Here is a 19,517-nt window from a genome sequence, read left to right on the forward strand (position 1 = left end):
GTTGCGTTGGCTGTTATCGCTAATAGAGCGGATTTATAAGTATTGATGTTGTATTAGCCATCACTTTTATAGTTATAGGCAGCAATTGGAGAGAAATCGACTAACTTTCAAGTGTATCAATAAATAACCACTAAAGAAGTATGACTAATGGCCATGATTGCAGATAAACAACTTAGGGACACATATGATATTTAGGCCTGAAGAGTAAGTAATCGGCTCAAAATCAGAAACAGAGTCATGTTAGTTGGATTTAAAAGAACTTAGTGAAACAGTGACGATTTAATTGTTTCGGGTTCGTTCTTAATTAGCCATCAGCTAAAAGTGTTTCGTGACATTTATGTTGATTCAATGAGTGACGTCTTTTTAGTGTGACTCCTCCGATCTAGTGCCGACACGTACACGTATTTTTTCTGTTTAATACCACCAGCTTTTAGTTCCCAAGACATAATCATAACGATCAAAGACTTGCTTATGGGTAGTTAGTTTTTTCTCTGTATACTATAACTAGCGATAAAGTGAGAGTTAATGGATAGTAACGCAAAGGGTTTATATTTCATGTCTATGTTTCAACGCATCTGCACCACCGTATTTCTACTGGCTGTACTGGGTGGGTGCGCTTCATTACCAGAAGAAATTCAACATTCGCCTGCCCCGCAAACTGCTCAATCGAGAAGTACTTTATCTGAAATGAGAGATTCGGCTGCACAGAATGAACAATGGCAATCTTCGGGTACGAGTGCTGTTTTTGTTCAAGATACGGGGTGGGATGCATTGGCTCAAAGGCTGGCATTGATTGAGAGCGCAGAACACAGTATCGACATTCAATATTACATTTGGAATTCAGATGTTTCTGGGCATTATCTGGCGAGTCGGCTGCTTGAAGCGGCGAATCGTGGGGTTCAGATTCGCGTCATGCTCGATGACATAAACCTCAACGAACGTGAAGCGCTGCTAATTGCGTTAGACTCCCATCCTAATGTACAGATTCGTATATTTAACCCTATTCCTAGTAGGCGAGGAGCGATGAAGTGGTTAAATGTTCTAGGGGACTTTTCTCGCTTAAATCGTCGCATGCACAACAAATCATTTACAGTGGACGGCACTCTTTCGATTGTCGGTGGGCGAAACATTGGCGATGAATACTTTGATCTTTCTAGTGACATAAACTTTCGAGATCGTGATGTGATGGTCATGGGGGCAGTGGTTAGCGAAATCCAAGCTAGCTATAGAGAATATTGGGATAGCCGTTGGTCATATCCGGTAGAGCTACTTGGAGAAAGTAATGAAGCCGAGCCTGCTCTTGACGAAATTTCAGCACCTATCTACAAGAACTATCCAGAGCTCCCTCAAGGTCACCAAGCTGCTAAACACTATTTAGAAACAGTGATGGGAAAAATGACTTGGGTGAAGGCTGAATATTATTCTGATCAACCAGTGCCTGTTGACGAAAAAAACTCGGATGTCCCTAAAGCAACAGCACTTAAGTTATCGGAAATCGCGAGTCACGCTAAACAAGAAATATTGTTGGAATCTGCTTATCTAGTTTTCGATGATGGGCAATTACAAGAGTGGAATAACTTAACGACAAACGGGGTAGAGGTTAAGGCACTAACAAACTCGATGGCCTCAAATGATCTAGTAACGAATCATTCGGCTTATGCGGGAAGACGCCAAGATATATTGGAAAATGGCGTGCAGTTGTTTGAGTTGAAGCCGGACTCAAAGTTGTGTGAGATATCGACTAAGGACAAATCGAAGTGTGCGCCTGTTGCTGCGTATGGCTTACACACGAAATCTATCGTTTTTGACAGTGAAATATCAGTCATTGGTTCGTTTAATTTCAATTTGCGATCAACCTATTTGAACACCGAGTCGATATTAGTGATCGAAAGTGATGCTCTAGCAGAAAACCTTGCCAAAGACATGAGTCAGGCGATGAGTGAAGAAAATAGTTGGCGTTTGGATTTAGAAGGCGGGGATGTTCATTGGCATTCAGGCCCTAACACTTGGGACAGTGAACCGGAAACGGGCAAGTGGGAACGAGTCCAATCTGGTTTCTTACAGCTGTTGCCGATTGAAAAATATTTGTAGTGATTAGCTACGCGAGTAAACGGCTTAGGGGGAGCCGTTTACCATGATTTAAGTACTTATGCTTTATTCGTAATGATAGAGCTCCATCCGTTTATCTTCGCAATTAAATGAACGGTTCCATTTGCGATGGTGGCATATATTGCGCCACATACTCCGTGGATGAGAGCCTTATGTTGTTGGTATCCCCAATACTCGTGATTCTTTATTAAGGTGGTTCCCCAGTAGCTCAAGGCAAACATTAGGAAGCACAATAGGAGAAATTGACTTAGTTTATGCCACATTACATCTTATGGTTGATAATGAAAATCACTATCATTTTGTGTTTTACTTGAATATAAGTAAAGTGCTTTGCTTTAAATAATGTTTGAAGCCATGACCGAAACGCTATTTGGTCGAACACCTTACCTATGCTTGCGCTGACTATTGGAAACAAGTTTGCTCGCGTTTTATACGCTCGGCAAAGCCCTTTTACCTTGCGGGTATAATCACGCTTTGCCAAATGTTAGACTTCAGTACTAATTTAAGTTTGTAGTAAAAAGGTAGTGTGATGAATCCAATTCTAGCGATCTTGAAAGAGAACAATATCAGCGATGCTCAGATCAACGAGATCTTCAAAACGTTAACGGAAAACCCGTTGGCTGCAATGGCGACAATTAGCCAACTAGGCTTACCTCAAGAGAAGCTTCAGGCGTTAATGGCTCAGGTAATGCAGAACCCAGCACTTATTAAAGAAGCAGTAGAAGAACTTGGTTTGGACTTTTCAAAAGTTGAAGCTGCTAAAGAGCAACTGAAGAAGTAATTTCATGCTTTAATAACATAGAAAGCCGCTTAACGTATTGATAGTCATACGTTAAGCGGCTTTTTTCGTTTTGTCGTTTGGGGATTATTTACGACGGGTTCTACCAGGTTTTTCAATTCAATAACCTTTTCACCGATTTTGTTTAGCTGACTTTCGAGAAGTGTGAGATCAAAATTATTTACCGATTATCTGAAAATATTTTTTCGGAATTTTGATAGTGGATACTTACTAATCGAGTTGGCAGATTTGTAGCAAAATTGGAGAGTTAGCCGCGTGATTTTTTTGGTACGAGGAGTTAGGTTGCTGTAAGTGTCTCAGTACGTTGGTATGTAAATGAAATTACATCGTTAGTAGGAATGACTATTTGAAATTGGTGACTATTCTTAATACTCGAATGAAATTTCTTAGATGTATCTAGAGCCGTTCCAGTGGACGACGTAGGCTTGATTACGACCTATTTCACCAATCTGGAGTAGAGAAGTTATGTGTGCCCAAAATGGAGTAGGTTTGTTACTTACTGATTAATAAAATAAAAATATCAAGCGCTTTGATCAACGATGAAAAGGCGCGACTTTATATAGCAGAAGGTAGGAGAGGTTACTATGTATCGAGATTGCTCGAAGTATGAATTGATAGACAATCAAAATGTGCTGTTTCACCTAGACTTTGATTATAAAAATTACGACCTTGTTTTGAGTCGAGATGACCTACAAAGCTTAGAGAACTTGGACTTAAAAGATAAAGCCTGTTTTGTATCTAAGAAAGGGATTGAGTTTAAACAGTTGGTTGATTCTGTTTCTTTTAGTTACTCCGTACCAAACGGACAGCGGTTGGATATCTACCCAAGCCTCCCTAACTTTAGAGCTCTAGTTATTGGCGCATTGAGCCGAATGAGTAATTAGTGGCAAAGATCAAATGAGAATTAAATTTGTGTACAGAGAGAATCTGGACTGAGGCCTTACTCTGGTTCCAAGTTTCAATCGGTAAAAAGCTTCAATTGGCGACTTAAGAATCGTTGGGTGCATCTAAAATTGAGGGAATATTTGGAGTCTTAGAGAATCGGCCGGTCACCTAAACTCCGATACCAAAGCGCAACTAATATTAAAGAATTTGTATTGATATTGAAGGCGGTGTTGTTCCCACCATCTTCATAAACGCCGGTGGAAATGCTACGAAACTGCAAGCTGTTCGTTGTGACTTCTTCCGCTAGGGCGTGGCTAAATTCATCATCAAATAAAACACTAAAACCGTAGGCAACTTTGTGGCTGAGTTGTTGAGGGTTTTCAATCGTTTTGCCACTAGGGCTAACACTTGTCCACGGCTTCTTGTAATAGTAAATATTGTTGTAAGCGAACCACGGATTTTTATTCATCGCATCTTCACCGTAGCTAACCAATACCTTGTTTTCTAGCCAGAAATTCTTGTGTAAATCGTAGATGTCTTGTAACTGATTCCATTCTGGATCGATGCCGAACTCTATCGCTCCTAATACATATGGATCGCTGGTAAAGAAAGGGACATTCCTATTGTCCTTTATGACTTCGATGTTGTTAATTAAGACAGGATCTAAGAACGGCTCGGCTGCTGAATTATCAATGTTATACCCGAACAGCTGGTAGCCTTTGATTGCGTATTGCAAGTATCCATGCCTACCTTCTTGGCGATAGTATTCGCGTCCTTTATAAAGCTTAGTACCATATAAAGTGTTGTCTTTCACTGCACGCTCAAGTGCCCAGCTGTTTATGATTGCGTCGACATCTTCTTCGAGTGTAGGGTGTTTTACTTTCAGAATATCTAGCCAAATGAGCAAGCGGCCAATATCAAGTGCTGACCATCCATTCCCATTACTAGGGGTTTGGCTAAGCCTGCCTGAAGGTAAGCCGGTTTTGGTGCTGTATTCCCGATTAGGAAGCTGGTTCTGATACAGAGGTAACTTCTTTAGAGATTCTAGAGTTTGAGTTAGCTCATGAAGTGTGACTTCAGAACTTCTTAATCCTATGCCTTCAAGCGCTAACGTTGCTCCTATACCACTTGCGACATCCCACATTGTGGTGTGCGGGTAGCCTCTTACCGAGTCCCATAATCCGGTGTTCGCTTGTCGGCTCTGCTCAATATAAAATTGTGCCTTCTTCGCGAGCAAAAGTTCGTTTCTTGTAAGATCTCGGGCTTCTTGCTTATCTTTTTGAGCGTCGCTACTCACTTGAAGGAGTGACTCTGAAGCGACTTTGTGTTCTATGGCGTCGAGCTCAATGGTCTCGGTAGGGGTTATCGGTGGGGCGATGGCGCGTCTATGAAACTCGATTTTAGGTTCTGTAGTTTCACTCTTGAGTACAACGCCTCGTTGACCATAAAAGCTTACTTCTTCGGCATGAGAATAAGTCCCAACTAAAAAGGTTGAGCTTAGCGCCAAGTTAAGCAATGAACGAAAGGTATTAGAGGGGAATGCCATTAAAGCAACTGTACTCATATTGTTTTGACTAAGTTAATGATAATACATGAATTATCAAAAGCGAGTCTAACGATGTGAATTACTTGATAAGCATTCCGCAATAATTATCTGCTGATAATTAACACAATAATCTTGAACTTACTGTCGATTCGATATTAAATGAACGTATAACAACGAAAGTTTTGGCTTAATTTTTTACGGTTTTTTGCTGAGATTTTTTGTTATGCGCAACTTTTTAGATTTTCTTGATTCTTATGGGTTCTCTCATAGCCTTCCTTTAGAAGAGGCACCTTCCTTTTCAGACACTCAGTTCAACTATGCTTGTGCGTCTTACTCTTTGACTGAGCAATCAAAAACTTTAGTGAAACAGTATCTAGCGACTGAACCTTTATGTATCGAAGATTTTGGCAAACTTGATGATCTCGATGCGGTGATCGCTTTCTCTTTTGGAGATAGCTCGCTAGTGAACATTCGTTTGGCCGATACGCTAAGAAATATTCACCATCTTGCCCCCGATTTAAGTCTATTTGCTCAGCAGGAAATTGCTCAGCATATCGCTGATATTGACCATATAAGTATTGATAGTCAGCAATATCAAACCACTGCAGATGTGGCAGAGACGGTGGTGGACATCATCAGCGGCAATAAGGTGCTGGTGGTAGCGCAGTCTTGGCATGCTGCTCGCTGCATTCAAACTTGTGAAGAGTTGGGTCTCAACGTTAGAGCGTTGCGGTCGATCAACGAATTTCCTATTGATGACCCTCAACCTTGGGTCCGAAACCCAATCAACTGGGTAATTAAAGAAAGCCACCGCAAAATTGCTACAGGACAAAAAATTAGCCGCATGTATGACTTGTGCTAATTTTTTCGTATTACGTGCTGAACACTTTCGGTATTTTTTCGGACTGAATGACGTCTAGTATCACAGAAAAACTCTTGCTCATTTACATATAAATCATTAAGCAACATATTGCTTACTACTCAGCTACAATTAGTTGTATATTTATATGCAACTAAATTTGCTTGGTGGTGCTAGTGATAGAGCAAAAACAACACTTTAATGCGGTTAAAAAGGAAGTTTGGGCGGCTGTTTTATTCAGCTGTGGAATCAACGTGTTAGTGCTAGCTGTCCCCGTTTATAGCTTACAGCTTTTCGATAGAGTAATGAGTAGCGCCAGTCAAGACACCTTATTTGCTTTATTGGCGATCACAGTATTCCTAATTACCTCTCAGGCATTACTCGAACATATTCGTATCATGCTATTGCAGCGTTCAGCGTTAAAGCTTGATACCAGCTTAAGCGGTGACTTGCTTTCCCAAAGTATTACCAATTCATCACGTTCAAATAGAATCGAAAAGCAGCCTATGCAAGACCTTGCGGTGCTGCGGAATTTTTTAGTATCGCCGTCAACCTCCTCAATCTTAGACTTACCGTGGACGCCTGTATTCCTCATTTTATTGTTCTTTTTCCATCCTTATATCGGGTTGGTTGCACTTGCAGGTGTGGTGATCTTTTCAATCTTGGCGGCATTAATGACGTTGGGTGGCAAAGAGCTGAGCGAATCGGATAGGAAAACCAGCTTCCAACTTAGTATGGAACTCAATGATTTTCTAAGAAATGCACCCACGCTTAAAGCAATGGGGATGAGTGACGATATTGGTTCCACATGGCAGAAAAAGAATGCTCAAGTATTAGAGCTTCAATGGAAGGTGAACTCACGCACTGGATTACTCCTGACGATCAGCCGTTATGCTCGTACGTTACTGCAAATTTTAGTGTTAACGGTTGGTGTGTATTTGGCTCTTCAGCAGCAAGTTGGAACCGGAGCAGTGATCGCAAGCTCAATTCTAATGGGACGAGTGCTTAGTCCTTTTGAACAGGCAGTTAGTGGATGGAAGTCTTGGTACGCAGCATACAATGCATGGAGGCGTTTAAAGGCTTCTAGCGAAGTAACCACTTCACACCCTAAAACTTTGCTGCCTAAGCCCAAAGGGGAACTGAAGTTTAACAATGTCAGTTTGAAACTCAGTGGTAGGCAAACTCCAACGTTACAGGGCATTAATTTCAAATTAGGTGCAGGTAATGCTTTGGCGGTAATGGGTAATTCGGGCTCAGGAAAATCGACACTGGTTAGCATGATCATGGGGATCCACCAACCATCTATGGGTGAAATCATGATTGACGGAGCGACCATTGAAAAGTGGGATCTTAACCAGTTTGGTCAATATATCGGTTACCTGCCACAGCATGTTGGATTGCTGGCGGGAACAGTGAAACAGAACATATCTCGATTCACTGAGAATGATGATGAGAAGGTCGTTCATGCTGCAAAACTGGCTTGTATTCATGAATTGATCATGTCCTTACCTGAAGGTTATGAAACGTATATTGGCGAGGGTGGTGTTTTGTTGTCGGGAGGGCAAAAACAAAGGATTGGTTTAGCGCGGGCAATTTACTCAAATCCGCGTTTGCTTATTCTTGATGAGCCAAATTCTAATTTAGATCCAGAAGGAGAAACGGCGTTAGCGATTGTCCTTCAATACTGTAAAGAGAATAGTATTACCGTGGTCATGATAAGCCACCGCCCGGGCTTCTTAAGGCAAATGGATTGGGTCATTGAATTGAAAGATGGAAAGATCGAAAAAGCGGGTACATGTGAACAATTCTTGGGGTTACACGTCGAGAACCCTGCGCCTGTCCGTAAAACTGCTACCGCAGCAATGAAATAGGGAGGCAGCATGGAATCTGCATTTAGTACCAAAAGCCTGATTTTATTTGGCACTGGCGTATTTCTGACCTCCGTTGTTGGTTTTTTAGCGTGGTCTATGAATGTCTCTCTTAGCTCTGCTTCTATCGCTCCGGGTAGCGTGGTTGTGGAAAGTAAACGGAAGCAAATTCAACATTTACAAGGTGGATGGATCAAAGAGGTTTTCGTTAAGGAAGGGGACTTCGTTGAAGTCGGGCAGCCTCTTATGGAGTTAGCCGATAGCCGGGCAGAAGCCGACTATAAGCGATTTCTGTATCGTCATTATTCGCTCTTGGCTCAGCAAGCTCGCTTAGTGGCATTGCTGGACAAAAGTGAAGAAATTACCTGGGATAAGCAACTGAACAATGAACAAGACATTTTTACTATCAGACCTATGTTAGATAGTGAACGAGTTCAGTTCCAGCAAGCTCTACTTCAACACCAATTGGTTGATTCTCAATATCAACAACAAGTGTCTCTGTTTAAAGAAAAAATCAAAGGTAATGGGTTTCAGAAACGAGCGATCAGCTCACAGCTTGACTTGGTTAGACAAGAAATAGACATGACCGAAGGGTTAGTCGCCAAAGGTTATGTCTCTAAAACACGTATGCTGGAACTGAAGCGACATAACGCGAGAATCGAAGCTGAGTTAGCCGAGATCTCCGTCGCTATTGATGTTTCCAAACGTGAACTCCAAACACTACACCAAACGTATTTGAGTCAGGTATTAGATTTTGAGCGAGGCTACGCTCAGCAGTTAAAAAGCGTTGAAGAAGAATTACGTGATATTCATGAGCTGATGAAAGCTGCCGAGGATGTCCGCTCTCACATCCTAATGAAAAGTGAATACGCAGGTAAAGTGGTTGGTTTGAATGCATCGAGTGTGGGCGGGGTAGTTAGGCCTGGGCAAACTCTAATGGAAATTGTACCTATAGAGGATGAGCTAATCGTGGAAGCGATTGTTCCGCCGAAAGACATTGATATTGTTCGCCTTGGGCAAGATGCCCGAATTCGGTTAACAGCGTACAGCTCTCGACGTGTCCCTCCAGTTCTTGGACAAGTAACACACATATCTGCAGATAGAGTGACTCAAGGAAATAACGATCAATCTGATCAGGGGTATCTCGTGAAAATTAAGTTTGATCAAGAGGCGCTGACTTCACTGGAAGCCGTTGAATTATACCCTGGAATGCTGACTGAGGTCCTTATTTTAGTTGAAGAACGAACGCTTTGGGATTATTTGATAGGTCCTATTAGTGATGGGCTGTCACGCTCTATGAGGGAATCGTAATGGAATACTCGATGACGTTTTGGTTGGGGTTTTATGCCTTCTTTTTGGTTTTAAGTACGCTCGTAGGGATATGGAAGAAAAATATCGTCGCAGGCGTTTTACTGGGATATGTGTTTGGGCCCATTGGTTTTATCTTGTTGTTACTGAGCCACGATCGACGACATAAACAATGCCCTCATTGTGAAAAGAAGGTGGATAGCCGAGCGTATTTTTGCCCTCACTGCACTCATAAGTGCTATGGCTCTAAGGATAAAGTGATGAAGGAGTCCTATTAATGTTTGCCCGTGAAAGAAAAAATGGTCTGGTATACAGCGTGTTAGCGTTGTCTTTGATTGGCAGTGGGGCATTGGGTTACGTGGTCATTCAAACTCAGGAGCAACTTAATCTAGCCCAAGCCGAACTATTGCAAAATCAGGAAAAAAGCCAACAGACGATCAATCAGCTGAATAGTGAAATATTAGATAAGAATCAGCAGTATGAGACTTTACTTGTCGGTTATCAAAAAGAGATAGAGTTGAAGACCCACCAAGTTACTCAGCAACAGAAGACGATTTCGGATCTCACCAAACAGCTAAGGTACGCGCAAAGGTCCGAGAAAAAATATCGGACAGAATACATTGCTCAAAAGCAGGCTACTACGCAGGCGAGAGAAGAAGTCATCAGCCAAATGGAGCTAGAAAAACAACGCCTTGCTAAATTAAGTCAAGATGAGCTTGCCCAGCAAAAAAGTTTGCTAGAAGGAGAGTATTCAACCAACGCGCTTAAAGAACAAAACATCAAGAGAGTTGATGAGCTTATGTCGAGTTTCGCGTCCTTGAAAGTGAATTTAGATGTAGTCAATACCTGTGATAAAGCGTATCTGGAGCGCTATGGGCAGGCCAAGAGCATGTTAAGTCATATGAGGACTTACATTACTCAACATGACATGAATAAAGACTATTACCAATTTGTCATTTCTAATGATGCAATGATAAGTCGCAAAACTAGAGAGCTGTGTCTGGAAAACTAATTTGTCTTGAAAGCTCGCGCAGGTGAATGCCGCAACCCGCTGGTATTGCTTCTAGCTGATTAACTAAGAGACTTAGTTTGAACGGTTAAGGTTTGTTGAATAAGGTTCTTCACGTTGTTTAGTCGGTTCATGAACCTAAAAAGCCCGCATTACGCGGGCTTTTTGCTGGGTCAACGATATCTAAACATCGTTTGATTCTGGGAAGTTGATGCTACCGCTATCAAGCTCACTCCAGATAACGACTTCTTGCCCTGCATCGTTCTCGAAACGGTAGCCAAATAGCGCACCGGTATCGATGTTGCTCGCTTCGTAGATGTCTTGTAGTGAGCCATTCATCTGCATGTGGCTTTCCGTTAGGTTCCAACCCCAACCCGTAAGATCTAAGGTCGAAGCGCCAGTACAAACAAATTGACCAGAAGTTTCGCCCGAGGTGTTGTTAGCGGCAATTTTGTCTAATGCGATGGAAAGTTCAGTATCACTTGAACTGATCTTCACCCCTTCCAGCTCTTGGAACGCGGTTTGAGTCATATCGATCATTTGACCATCAGCATTGTCTCCGACAAGCAATACATCAAAGTCGGCACCACCACTGAAATGAACCATGTTATTCGAACCAGAATTTAGTTCGCTGGAATCAAATACAAGTTGGTCATTACCGGCACCGCCAAACAGTCTATCGACACCTTCGCCACCATCTAAAAGGTCGTTACCGGTTTGTCCATAGAGTGTGTCATCGCCTTTATCACCAGTTAAGTGGTCATTCCCGTGGCCGCCGTCTAAGGTGTCAGCATTATCATTACCAGAAAGCGTATCATCCCCTTTTCCGCCTGACAGGTAATCTTCGCCAGAGCCGCCAGATATAGTGTCGTCTCCATCTGCACCATAAAGCATATCGTTGCCTCCATTCCCAAATAATTTGTCTGCACCTTGTTCGCCGTATAGGACGTCTGAACCGCCTCCACCGTATAGTTTGTCGTCGCCTTCGCCACCCCATAGCGTGTCAGTGCCAGAATCACCTTTTAACGTGTCATTACCTTCATCACCTTTTAGTAGGTCATTACCAGAACCACCTGAAAGGTAATCGTTACCCGTGCCTCCAGAAAGCGTATCATCACCACTTTGCCCCCATGCTTGGTCGTTACCGGCTCCACCCTGTAGTTGGTCGTTACCGTCACCCGCATAAAGTTTATCGTTGGCTTCTCCGCCATCTAGAGTGTCATTACCAGAACCAGATTCTAGTCTGTCTGCACCTAAACCGCCTTGTAGCTGGTCATCACCGGAAGCTGTCTTAATAGTGTCATTGCCCTCGCCACCATCAACGACCGCCTGTCCAGCTGTCACTGTGATTGTGTCGTTACCTGCGCCGCCATTAATATCACTTGAAGTGTTTTGAACAGTGATGGTGTCGTTATCGTCACCCCCATCAATAGTCACTGAGCCTTGACCTGTCACAGTGATTTCGTCTTCACCAGCGCCGCCGAGAAGCGTGTTATTGTCGCCAGATGCGACGATCTTATCGTTACCTTCGCCACCGTCGATGGTGTTGGAATTAGAACTGTCTTCTAAATAGTCATTACCTTGCCCACCCAGTAGAGTGTCACTGCCGCTACCACCAAGTAATATGTCATCTCCAGCATCACCGGATAGGGTATTGGTGCCGCCTTCAGCGACAAGCTGATCGTTACCGAGTCCGCCAGCTAGTGAGTCATTACCTTTACCTGAGTAAAGTTGGTCGTCGTCTGCACCACCTGATATTGAGTCGTGCCCGTCGCCACCGAATAGAAGGTCGGCGCCTACGCCACCCGAGATGGTGTCAGAGCCTTCACCGCCGTCGATTAGGTCTACACCGGCATCTCCAGATAAGGTGTCATTGCCCGCACCACCATATAAGGTATCGTCCCCTTGGCCGCCGGAAGCAATGTCTGAACCTGCACCACCATAAAGAGTGTCTTTACCTTCTTCCAAGTTAATGGTGTTTTTGCCCGCTTCACCGTAAACAGTGTCGTCACCTGTACCACTATTGATAGTGTCTACGCCTGCACCTGCAAACAGTTGGTCGTTACCAGCTCCACCCGTAATGGTGTCGTCATCTGCACCGCCATAAAGCGTGTCGGCCGCGTCGCTACCAATTAGCGTATCGTTGCCTTCGCCACCATAAATTTGATGACTACCAGTGCTTGCGGCAATCAGTGTGTCGTTGCCTTGTTCACCAAGTATTGTATCTTTACCGTCATCTTGAATGAGGTCATCACCCGCACCACCGGCGATGAAGTCATAACCTTCGCCACCAATTAATTCATCGTTACCATCACCACCAAATAGTGCGTCATTTCCTAGTCCGCCTTGTACTAAATCGTTGCCGCTACCTGCATCAATATGGTCGTCACCGACACCACCATCAATTGTGTCGCTGCCATCACCTGAATACGCGACATCATTACCTGCACCTAATGTGATTGTGTCTTCGTGAGTACCACCATAAACCGTGTCATCGCCAGTGCCTGTATCTATGGTGTTATTGCCGGCTTCGCCAAATACAGTGTCATTGCCTTGGCCAGTCTGGACGTTATCTTGGCCAGCACCTGCGAATACAACATCGTCACCTAAACCAGCTTGGATTTGGTCATTTCCCGCACCACCAGACAGTTTGTCACCCTCGACTGAGCCAGTTAGAGTGTCATTCCCCGTTCCGCCGTATAGTTCACTGGCGTTTTCTCCAGCGACAAGGGTATCGTCACCACCTTCACCAAACAGTAAATTGTTGCCGCTAACGCCTTGTACAGTATCGTTGTTATCACCAGCATAGACTTGGTCGTTGCCTTCGCCCGCGATGATGGTGTCCACACCAGCGCCAGCAAACGCTTTGTCGTCTCCTTCGCCTAGAGTAATTTGGTCGTTACCTGAGCCTGAATAAGCGTGATCATTACCGTCGCTGGTTACGATAGTGTTATCTCCGTGGCCAGCATAAACCGTGTCATGTCCCTCACCGGAGGTGATGTGGTCACCTCCCGAGTCGGCATAAACGATATCGTCACCGCTGTAAGTATGAATTTCGTTTTCACCAGCGCCTGCGTATACGGTATCTGCGCCAGTACCAGTATGGATAACATCGTCACCTTCGTTGGAATAGATCGTGTCGTCACCAATACCGGAATTGATAGTGTTGTCGCCAGACTCACCAAAAATCGTATCGCTACCCCCGCCGGTAGTGATTGAGTCATTACCCGAACCTGCAAAAATGGTGTCGTCGCCAGCACCGGAATCAATGATGTCGTCACCTTCGTTAGCATGTATGACGTCGTTCCCTTCATTGCCTTCAATGACATCGCTACCCTGACCACCGAATAGCTGGTCGTCTCCAAAACCACCGATAAGCGTATCGTCTCCAGAGTCACCATAAAGAGTATCGTTACCTTCACCGCCATGTAGTTGGTCGTTACCGAGTTCACCCACCAACGTGTCGTGACCTTGGCCGCCTGAAAGTTGGTCTTGGCCATCACCACCAAGTAGCAAGTCGTTACCTTCGTCACCGGTTACAACGTCATCACCAGCACCACCTAGTACAAAGTCATTCCCTGCACCCGCCTCGATGTTGTCATTACCTTCTTCACCGTGAATCTCATCATCACCGACATGGCCTTTGATTAAGTCGTCACCTTTACCGCCGAATAACTTATCGTTACCTTCTCCACCATAGAGTGAGTCCTGACCATCATCACCAATCAAGGTGTCTGCACCTTTGCCACCATGGAGTTCGTCGTCACCTATTTCCCCCATTAGGAGATCGTCGCCTTCATTACCATAGAGAACGTCATCACCATCAGAGCCGAGTAGGGTATCTGCGCCCGTGTCTCCGTACAGGGCGTCGTCACCGTTTCCGCCAACGAGTACGTCATCACCGCTTCCCCCATGAAGGGTATCGTTATTGATGTCGCCGTCTAAGAAGTCGTTACCTTCGCCACCGTATATGGTGTCATCACCTTGTTGGCCTTTTAGAATATCGTCGCCAGTGCCGCCTTCGATGGTATCGTTGTAGATGTTTCTAACTTGTACATCTAAATTATCGAAAGCAGTAATGGTTTGGTCGTTGGCGTCGAACAATTCGATGATGACTGAGCCATCACTAGAAAGTTCAGATTCCGGAATGTCTAAATCAAGATTGATCTGACCGTTCACATCTACGGTTGCGGTTTGTGTTGAAATGATGTTGCCGGAGTTATCGGTAAGTTGGACTGTGACTATCGAATCACTCGCAAGCCCGCCCACAGTAGTAGTAGTTTGAACCATTTGGTTAACCGCATATCCACCAAGCTTAACACTATGTTCTACTTGCTCTGGGTTGGCGTTACAGTCAAATTCGTAAACGGTATAAGCGGAGCCCCAAGAATCATCAGTACTCGGCTCGGCAGGCGTTTCCGACTCAACAGGATATTCCACATCACCCAATACTGTGTCGTTACCTGCACCTGCAATAATGTGGTCGCTACCTTCACCAGCCGCAACAAAGTCATCGCCGGCTAGTGTTGAAATTTGGTCATTACCACTACGGCTGTTAATAGAGTCATCTTCAGATGTGCCGATAATGGTGTCATCGTGTTTAGTTCCATTCATACTATTTCTCCTAGCCATTGACGTTAAACGATTTGTGAAACTTGATATGCAAATTGCATTTATGATGCCAGTTTCATATTTTTTATTGTATCTATAGGTTAGACGTCTAGGAGATGTTTGTCATGAAAGTTGATTTCTATAACAAAATCAATGCTTAAAATGAGAAGCTGAACGCTAAAGTAATGGCCCCATCTTTGAACCTTCCGGTACCTTCACCACGTTGTGATTTGTTCCAGCGATTCCCAGAATAATTGTTATATTGCAAAGTGATGGTGCCCGGTCGCCAGTCGAAGTAGCCGAAACCGTAGGTGTAATCAGGGTTCCACGGCTGTTGCTGCGATTTGTCAAAATAGTAAAACGCGGTTCCGTTGATATACCAATTCCCAAAAATAGAATATTTGCAGCCCAAACTGACGGTTTGATGATTCTCTTTATAGGAAACGGAGTTTAAATCAAAGAACTCAGGGGTAAGGTTGTAGTCAACTTGACAGCCAATTGCACCATCTTCAGTAAAGCTTAACCAATCTTTTAAAGGAGACGTTATAGGAAATTTCCAGCCTAATGCCCACGTTCCTTGATTGAATTCGGTTCGATTTCCACCGGCTTCTGGCGAGAATCGGTTCCCACCATAATTGGAGTAAACCAAGCTAAATGTATAGGGGCGCCAGTCACTGTAGCCAAATACATAAGTGAAATCCGGGTTCCATGCTTGCTGTTGTTCATCATCTATATAGTGATAAAAACTTGTTGAGACAAACCAACTGCCTGCAATGGTGTACTTAAGAGATAGTGTGGCGGTTGTGTTGTAGTTAGTTGGCCCGCTCGTACTGCCGGGCGGTAGGTTCGCGGCTTCGCTTTGCGCAATTGGTAAATTAAACCCTACATTACCGCTTAAACCATCATACCAAGAGTCTCGTTCTTCTAATTCTTGAATAGGGAATGCAAAAGAGCTCGTTACTCCTTCCCAAATTAGATCGGCATCGGTCGGTTCCTCTTCTGTTTTTTTTGCTAATGAACTTGTGGTGATGCTGTTTGAGTTGGATTGGCTCGCATATTTTCCCGATTGTTCATGAAATTCATCGGGATAGACCGAAGAACTCCATGAAATCGAAGCGATAACAAGAGCTAAGCGGTGTTTAAATGTGAAATCTGACAATAAACAGAAGGTCATAATGTTAACTTGCGCACGATAGTAGAAGGAGCCATATTGAGTAGTTAAGAAACTATTTGCATTGCTACCGGATGAGTCTAATCTAATATTAAACAAATTGCTTTCATACGTCAGTGAAAACAAATAAAAAATAAAAGGTTAGGGATGAAAGAGATTCTTCTGGTTGATGACAACCGGACTATGCTCATCTATATGAGCTCGGTCCTAAAAAAGCGTGGCTACCAAGTTACGACGGCAACTAGTGGAGAAGAAGCCCTAACTGTTTTAGAAAAACACACTAGTATCCAGTTTGTATTAAGCGATTGGATCATGCCGGGCATGAATGGCGTGACACTCTGCAAAACGCTTAAAGCACCTTCCTACGGTAGAAACATATTTTTTGTATTGTTGTCAGCAAATAATGACAAAGAATCCATAGTTAATGGCATTGATGCAGGCGCTGACGATTTCGTTGATAAAGAGACTTCGGTTGATGAACTTGATGCAAGAATTCGAGCGGGTTTTCGAAACCTAGCGTTGCACAATGAATTGGAAGCGAAAAACAACGAGCTTGATAAAGCTTACGATACGATTAAAAAAGATCTTGATTCAGCCAGCGATCTTATTCATCACTTACTCCCAAAAAACAAAACCTTCTCTTGCGTTGAACTGAGCTATATCTCCATTCCTAGTGCCCAAATCGGTGGCGATATGCTGGGTTATATGCAGCTTGATCCAAATCACGTCGCCTTTTATTTACTAGATGTGGCAGGGCACGGGGTTTCTTCAGCACTGATGTCATTTTCCGTTCAGCAAAGCTTGTCTGTCGTGTCTGGCAGCGCGTCTATTGTGTCTAAACAAACACCGGATGGGATAGAAATATGTGCGCCAGAAGATGTCATCGCAAGGCTTAATGAAATTTATCTCAGTGGTGAAAACAATATGCTGTATTTCACCATGATCTATGCAGTGCTAAATACCCAAACCGGATTGATGTCCTACTGTTGTGCAGGTCATCCGCCTTTGGTTTGGTATCACAGCCAACACGGAAATGCAGAATTAATCGGTCATGATAACTTCGTTGTCGGCGCTTTTGATTTTGTTGAATACCAATCATCTATCGTCCAATTAGAGCCAGGTGACAAAATTTGGTTCTACTCAGACGGTATCACTGAAGCCGAAATGGGAACCAAACAGTTCTCTGAAGAAGGGCTTAAAAAAACAATCGAAGCCGTTAAACGTTACCCGACTCAGCAACAAACCGAACTTGTTGTTAAAACCGTTAGGGACTGGCAAAAATCTGAGTGTTTTGACGACGATGTCAGTGTACTCGTCGCCGAATGGAAAGGCTCAATAGAAGGAGATAATCAATGCGATATGAGATTAGTAAACAAGGCAACAGCACAATTTTTCAAATAAATGAAGAACGCTTTGATGCCAAGTTAGCCCCTGAGTTCCGCACTCAAATTGAAACTGTAATGAACGAAATTTCACCTAATCTAGTGTTGGATATTGGTAATGTGAAGTTTATGGATAGCAGTGGTCTTGGTGCTGTCATGGGCGTTTATAAACTTTTGAGAGATAAGCAAATTAGTGTTGCTAGTGCTCAAAAACCAGTACTCGATCTGCTCAAATTAACGCGAATGGATCGTTTGATTAAGACTTACGACAGCGTGGAAGATGCGTTAGCGACTGCAGTTTAGGAGAGCGGGTTATGAAAGGGATGATTCTAGCTGCGGGTAAAGGCACGCGCGTTAGGCCAATTACGCAATCTATTCCAAAACCAATGATTCCTATCTTGGGTAAGCCTGTGATGGAGTCCATGATTGAGTTGTTTGCCCATCACAACATTAACAAGATAGTGATTAACACGAGCCACCTAGCGGAAGTGATCGAAGGGTATTTCGGTGATGGCCACCACTTTGATGTACAGCTTTCATATTCTTTTGAAGGGAAAATGCAGGACGGTGAATACATTAGCCAAGCTCTTGGTTCTGCTGGTGGAATGCAAAAGGTTCAGCAATTTTCAGGTTTTTTCGATGAAACCTTCGTTGTTGTTTGTGGTGATGCTTGGGTCGATGTCGACTTAACAGAGGCAGTCAAACAGCATAAAAGGCTCGGTGGAATAGCGACTATTGTCACTAAGAAAGTCATTGAAGATGAAGTCGAAAAGTATGGCGTTGTCGTTACTGACGAAATCGGTCGAGTTACCAGTTTCCAAGAAAAGCCGAAGAAAGAAGATGCACTTTCTAATCAAATCAATACCGGTATCTATATCTTTGAGCCAGCTATTTTTGATTACATTCCAAAAGAAGGTGAGTTTGATATTGGGAGTGAACTATTCCCACTGCTCGTCGCGCTTCATATCCCTTTCTACGCTATTGATATGAAGTTCCAGTGGCTGGATGTGGGCCAAATTACCGATATTTGGGATGTGACGAAAGATATTCTCGACGGAAAGATTCCGGGATATCGCATTCCAGGTACGCAAGTACGTGCTGGAGTATGGGTGGGTATCAATACTGTAGTCGATCTCGATAAATGCGATATAGAACCCCCAGTAGTTATAGGTAGCGGCTGCAAAATTGAAGATGGAGCAGAAATTATTGGTCCGGCATTAATTGGTGCTAACTGTGTACTGGATTCGACGAGCACGGTGAAAGAGTCACTAATTTTCGACTATATCAGGCTACATGAGAATGCATTAGTGGAATATCAAACAATCTTTGGTAACTACTGTATCGACCACGATGGGCGAACACGCAATGACGTTAAATGGAGCAACTTAAGATGCAGTGCTTCGCAAAAGCGTGTTTCTGACATGTTAAACGCCATGTAACTAAATTCTGGAGCAATCAATGAATACACAAGTCCTATCTGAATTTAACAAGGAGTATGACAGTTCACTTGAAGCATCACGCTTGGCATCTGAAGACATCAATCAATATTGGTTAGATTTGGGGATGCCAGCTGGTCTTGTTACTCAGTTGGAGCTGTGTGTCGTAGAGATGGTGAATAACGCGTTTATTCACGCGTACCACTATCAGGAAGGCAAACCTATCGGCCTAAGTTGTGTTTTTAATCACTCGGGTGACAGAGGAATCATGACGATGCGTGTTTCTGATCAGGGAGACGCAATGAGCCAAGCGGATCTTGATAAAGAACTGTCGAGAGAGTTTGTCGAGGCCGACCCTGAAGATGAAAGTACTTGGGCTACTTCTGGGCGTGGGTTCTTAATTGTCTCTAGCTTGATGGACAAAATTGAACTGTCTTTGGAGTCGGAAAAGAACACCTTTTTACTAACTAAAGAGCTAGATTCGACGTCAATGCAGCAAATTATTTTATCGACTCAAACTGCTTAATTTTATCT

14 protein-coding genes are annotated in these 19,517 nt (G+C 43.6%); 11 read left to right on the forward strand and 3 right to left on the reverse strand.

Annotation, left to right across the window (positions count from 1 at the left end; genetic code table 11):
• Positions 1–555 precede the first annotated feature (555 nt).
• The 3 genes from ELZ11_RS08660 (at position 556) to ELZ11_RS08670 (ending at position 3,792) form a co-directional block, all read left to right on the forward strand.
• On the forward strand, positions 556–2,091 hold the full coding sequence (locus tag ELZ11_RS08660) for a phospholipase D family protein (protein WP_137356973.1): 1,536 nt from the start codon (positions 556–558) through the stop codon (positions 2,089–2,091).
• Between the two features lie 547 nt (positions 2,092–2,638).
• The gene (locus ELZ11_RS08665; RefSeq protein WP_137356974.1) at positions 2,639–2,890 is read left to right on the forward strand and encodes a DUF2999 family protein; all 252 of its coding nucleotides are present in this window, start codon (positions 2,639–2,641) and stop codon (positions 2,888–2,890) included.
• 602 nt (positions 2,891–3,492) lie between these two features.
• On the forward strand, positions 3,493–3,792 hold the full coding sequence (locus ELZ11_RS08670) for a hypothetical protein (RefSeq protein WP_137356975.1): 300 nt from the start codon (positions 3,493–3,495) through the stop codon (positions 3,790–3,792).
• 149 nt (positions 3,793–3,941) lie between these two features.
• On the opposite strand, the gene ELZ11_RS08675 is transcribed toward ELZ11_RS08670, so the two are convergent.
• The gene (locus tag ELZ11_RS08675) at positions 3,942–5,357 is read right to left on the reverse strand and encodes a DUF3131 domain-containing protein (protein WP_244291626.1); all 1,416 of its coding nucleotides are present in this window, start codon (positions 5,355–5,357) and stop codon (positions 3,942–3,944) included.
• Between the two features lie 205 nt (positions 5,358–5,562).
• Between ELZ11_RS08675 and ELZ11_RS08680 the strand changes: the two genes are divergently transcribed.
• The 4 genes from ELZ11_RS08680 to ELZ11_RS08700 all read left to right on the forward strand — a co-directional run bounded on the left by ELZ11_RS08680 (position 5,563) and on the right by ELZ11_RS08700 (position 10,386).
• Positions 5,563–6,201, forward strand: a complete 639-nt coding sequence (locus ELZ11_RS08680; protein WP_137356976.1) for a hypothetical protein — start codon at positions 5,563–5,565, stop codon at positions 6,199–6,201.
• Between the two features lie 173 nt (positions 6,202–6,374).
• The gene (locus ELZ11_RS08685; protein ID WP_374939805.1) at positions 6,375–8,069 is read left to right on the forward strand and encodes a type I secretion system permease/ATPase; all 1,695 of its coding nucleotides are present in this window, start codon (positions 6,375–6,377) and stop codon (positions 8,067–8,069) included.
• Positions 8,070–8,078: 9 nt separating this feature from the next.
• Positions 8,079–9,377, forward strand: a complete 1,299-nt coding sequence (locus ELZ11_RS08690) for an HlyD family type I secretion periplasmic adaptor subunit (protein WP_137356978.1) — start codon at positions 8,079–8,081, stop codon at positions 9,375–9,377.
• 274 nt (positions 9,378–9,651) lie between these two features.
• Positions 9,652–10,386, forward strand: coding sequence for a hypothetical protein (locus ELZ11_RS08700; protein ID WP_137356980.1), 735 nt, complete (start codon positions 9,652–9,654; stop codon positions 10,384–10,386).
• A 180-nt stretch (positions 10,387–10,566) separates the two neighbouring features.
• On the opposite strand, the gene ELZ11_RS08705 is transcribed toward ELZ11_RS08700, so the two are convergent.
• Positions 10,567–14,997, reverse strand: coding sequence for a beta strand repeat-containing protein (locus tag ELZ11_RS08705; protein ID WP_137356981.1), 4,431 nt, complete (start codon positions 14,995–14,997; stop codon positions 10,567–10,569).
• Positions 14,998–15,151: 154 nt separating this feature from the next.
• Complete coding sequence (locus ELZ11_RS08710) at positions 15,152–16,264, reverse strand: hypothetical protein (RefSeq protein ID WP_244291627.1); 1,113 nt, start codon at positions 16,262–16,264, stop codon at positions 15,152–15,154.
• A 48-nt stretch (positions 16,265–16,312) separates the two neighbouring features.
• Between ELZ11_RS08710 and ELZ11_RS08715 the strand changes: the two genes are divergently transcribed.
• From ELZ11_RS08715 to ELZ11_RS08730, 4 genes are read left to right on the forward strand one after another with little or no spacing between them, the layout of a single operon-like run.
• A complete protein-coding gene (locus ELZ11_RS08715) occupies positions 16,313–17,566 on the forward strand; it encodes a SpoIIE family protein phosphatase (RefSeq protein WP_137356982.1) in 1,254 nt (417 codons plus the stop codon).
• A complete protein-coding gene (locus tag ELZ11_RS08720; RefSeq protein WP_137356983.1) occupies positions 17,518–17,850 on the forward strand; it encodes an STAS domain-containing protein in 333 nt (110 codons plus the stop codon). Before ELZ11_RS08715 ends, ELZ11_RS08720 begins: the two co-directional genes overlap by 49 nt.
• 11 nt (positions 17,851–17,861) lie before the next feature.
• Positions 17,862–18,986, forward strand: a complete 1,125-nt coding sequence (locus ELZ11_RS08725) for a nucleotidyltransferase family protein (RefSeq protein ID WP_137356984.1) — start codon at positions 17,862–17,864, stop codon at positions 18,984–18,986.
• 19 nt (positions 18,987–19,005) lie between these two features.
• The gene (locus ELZ11_RS08730) at positions 19,006–19,509 is read left to right on the forward strand and encodes an ATP-binding protein (protein WP_137356985.1); all 504 of its coding nucleotides are present in this window, start codon (positions 19,006–19,008) and stop codon (positions 19,507–19,509) included.
• The last annotated feature ends 8 nt before the right edge of the window (positions 19,510–19,517 follow it).

The sequence above is a fragment of the Vibrio profundi genome (assembly GCF_005281835.1).
Taxonomy (GTDB): domain Bacteria; phylum Pseudomonadota; class Gammaproteobacteria; order Enterobacterales; family Vibrionaceae; genus Vibrio; species Vibrio profundi.

What these genes read in the sequence shown, in the direction of transcription:
- ELZ11_RS08660 (WP_137356973.1), top strand. Translation starts at nt 556, where the DNA reads ATGTCTATGTTTCAACGCATCTGCACCACCGTATTTCTACTGGCTGTA.
- ELZ11_RS08665 (WP_137356974.1), top strand. Translation starts at nt 2,639, where the DNA reads ATGAATCCAATTCTAGCGATCTTGAAAGAGAACAATATCAGCGATGCT.
- ELZ11_RS08670 (WP_137356975.1), top strand. Translation starts at nt 3,493, where the DNA reads ATGTATCGAGATTGCTCGAAGTATGAATTGATAGACAATCAAAATGTG.
- ELZ11_RS08675 (WP_244291626.1), bottom strand. Translation starts at nt 5,357, where the DNA reads ATGAGTACAGTTGCTTTAATGGCATTCCCCTCTAATACCTTTCGTTCA.
- ELZ11_RS08680 (WP_137356976.1), top strand. Translation starts at nt 5,563, where the DNA reads ATGCGCAACTTTTTAGATTTTCTTGATTCTTATGGGTTCTCTCATAGC.
- ELZ11_RS08690 (WP_137356978.1), top strand. Translation starts at nt 8,079, where the DNA reads ATGGAATCTGCATTTAGTACCAAAAGCCTGATTTTATTTGGCACTGGC.
- ELZ11_RS08700 (WP_137356980.1), top strand. Translation starts at nt 9,652, where the DNA reads ATGTTTGCCCGTGAAAGAAAAAATGGTCTGGTATACAGCGTGTTAGCG.
- ELZ11_RS08705 (WP_137356981.1), bottom strand. Translation starts at nt 14,997, where the DNA reads ATGAATGGAACTAAACACGATGACACCATTATCGGCACATCTGAAGAT.
- ELZ11_RS08715 (WP_137356982.1), top strand. Translation starts at nt 16,313, where the DNA reads ATGAAAGAGATTCTTCTGGTTGATGACAACCGGACTATGCTCATCTAT.
- ELZ11_RS08720 (WP_137356983.1), top strand. Translation starts at nt 17,518, where the DNA reads ATGCGATATGAGATTAGTAAACAAGGCAACAGCACAATTTTTCAAATA.
- ELZ11_RS08725 (WP_137356984.1), top strand. Translation starts at nt 17,862, where the DNA reads ATGAAAGGGATGATTCTAGCTGCGGGTAAAGGCACGCGCGTTAGGCCA.
- ELZ11_RS08730 (WP_137356985.1), top strand. Translation starts at nt 19,006, where the DNA reads ATGAATACACAAGTCCTATCTGAATTTAACAAGGAGTATGACAGTTCA.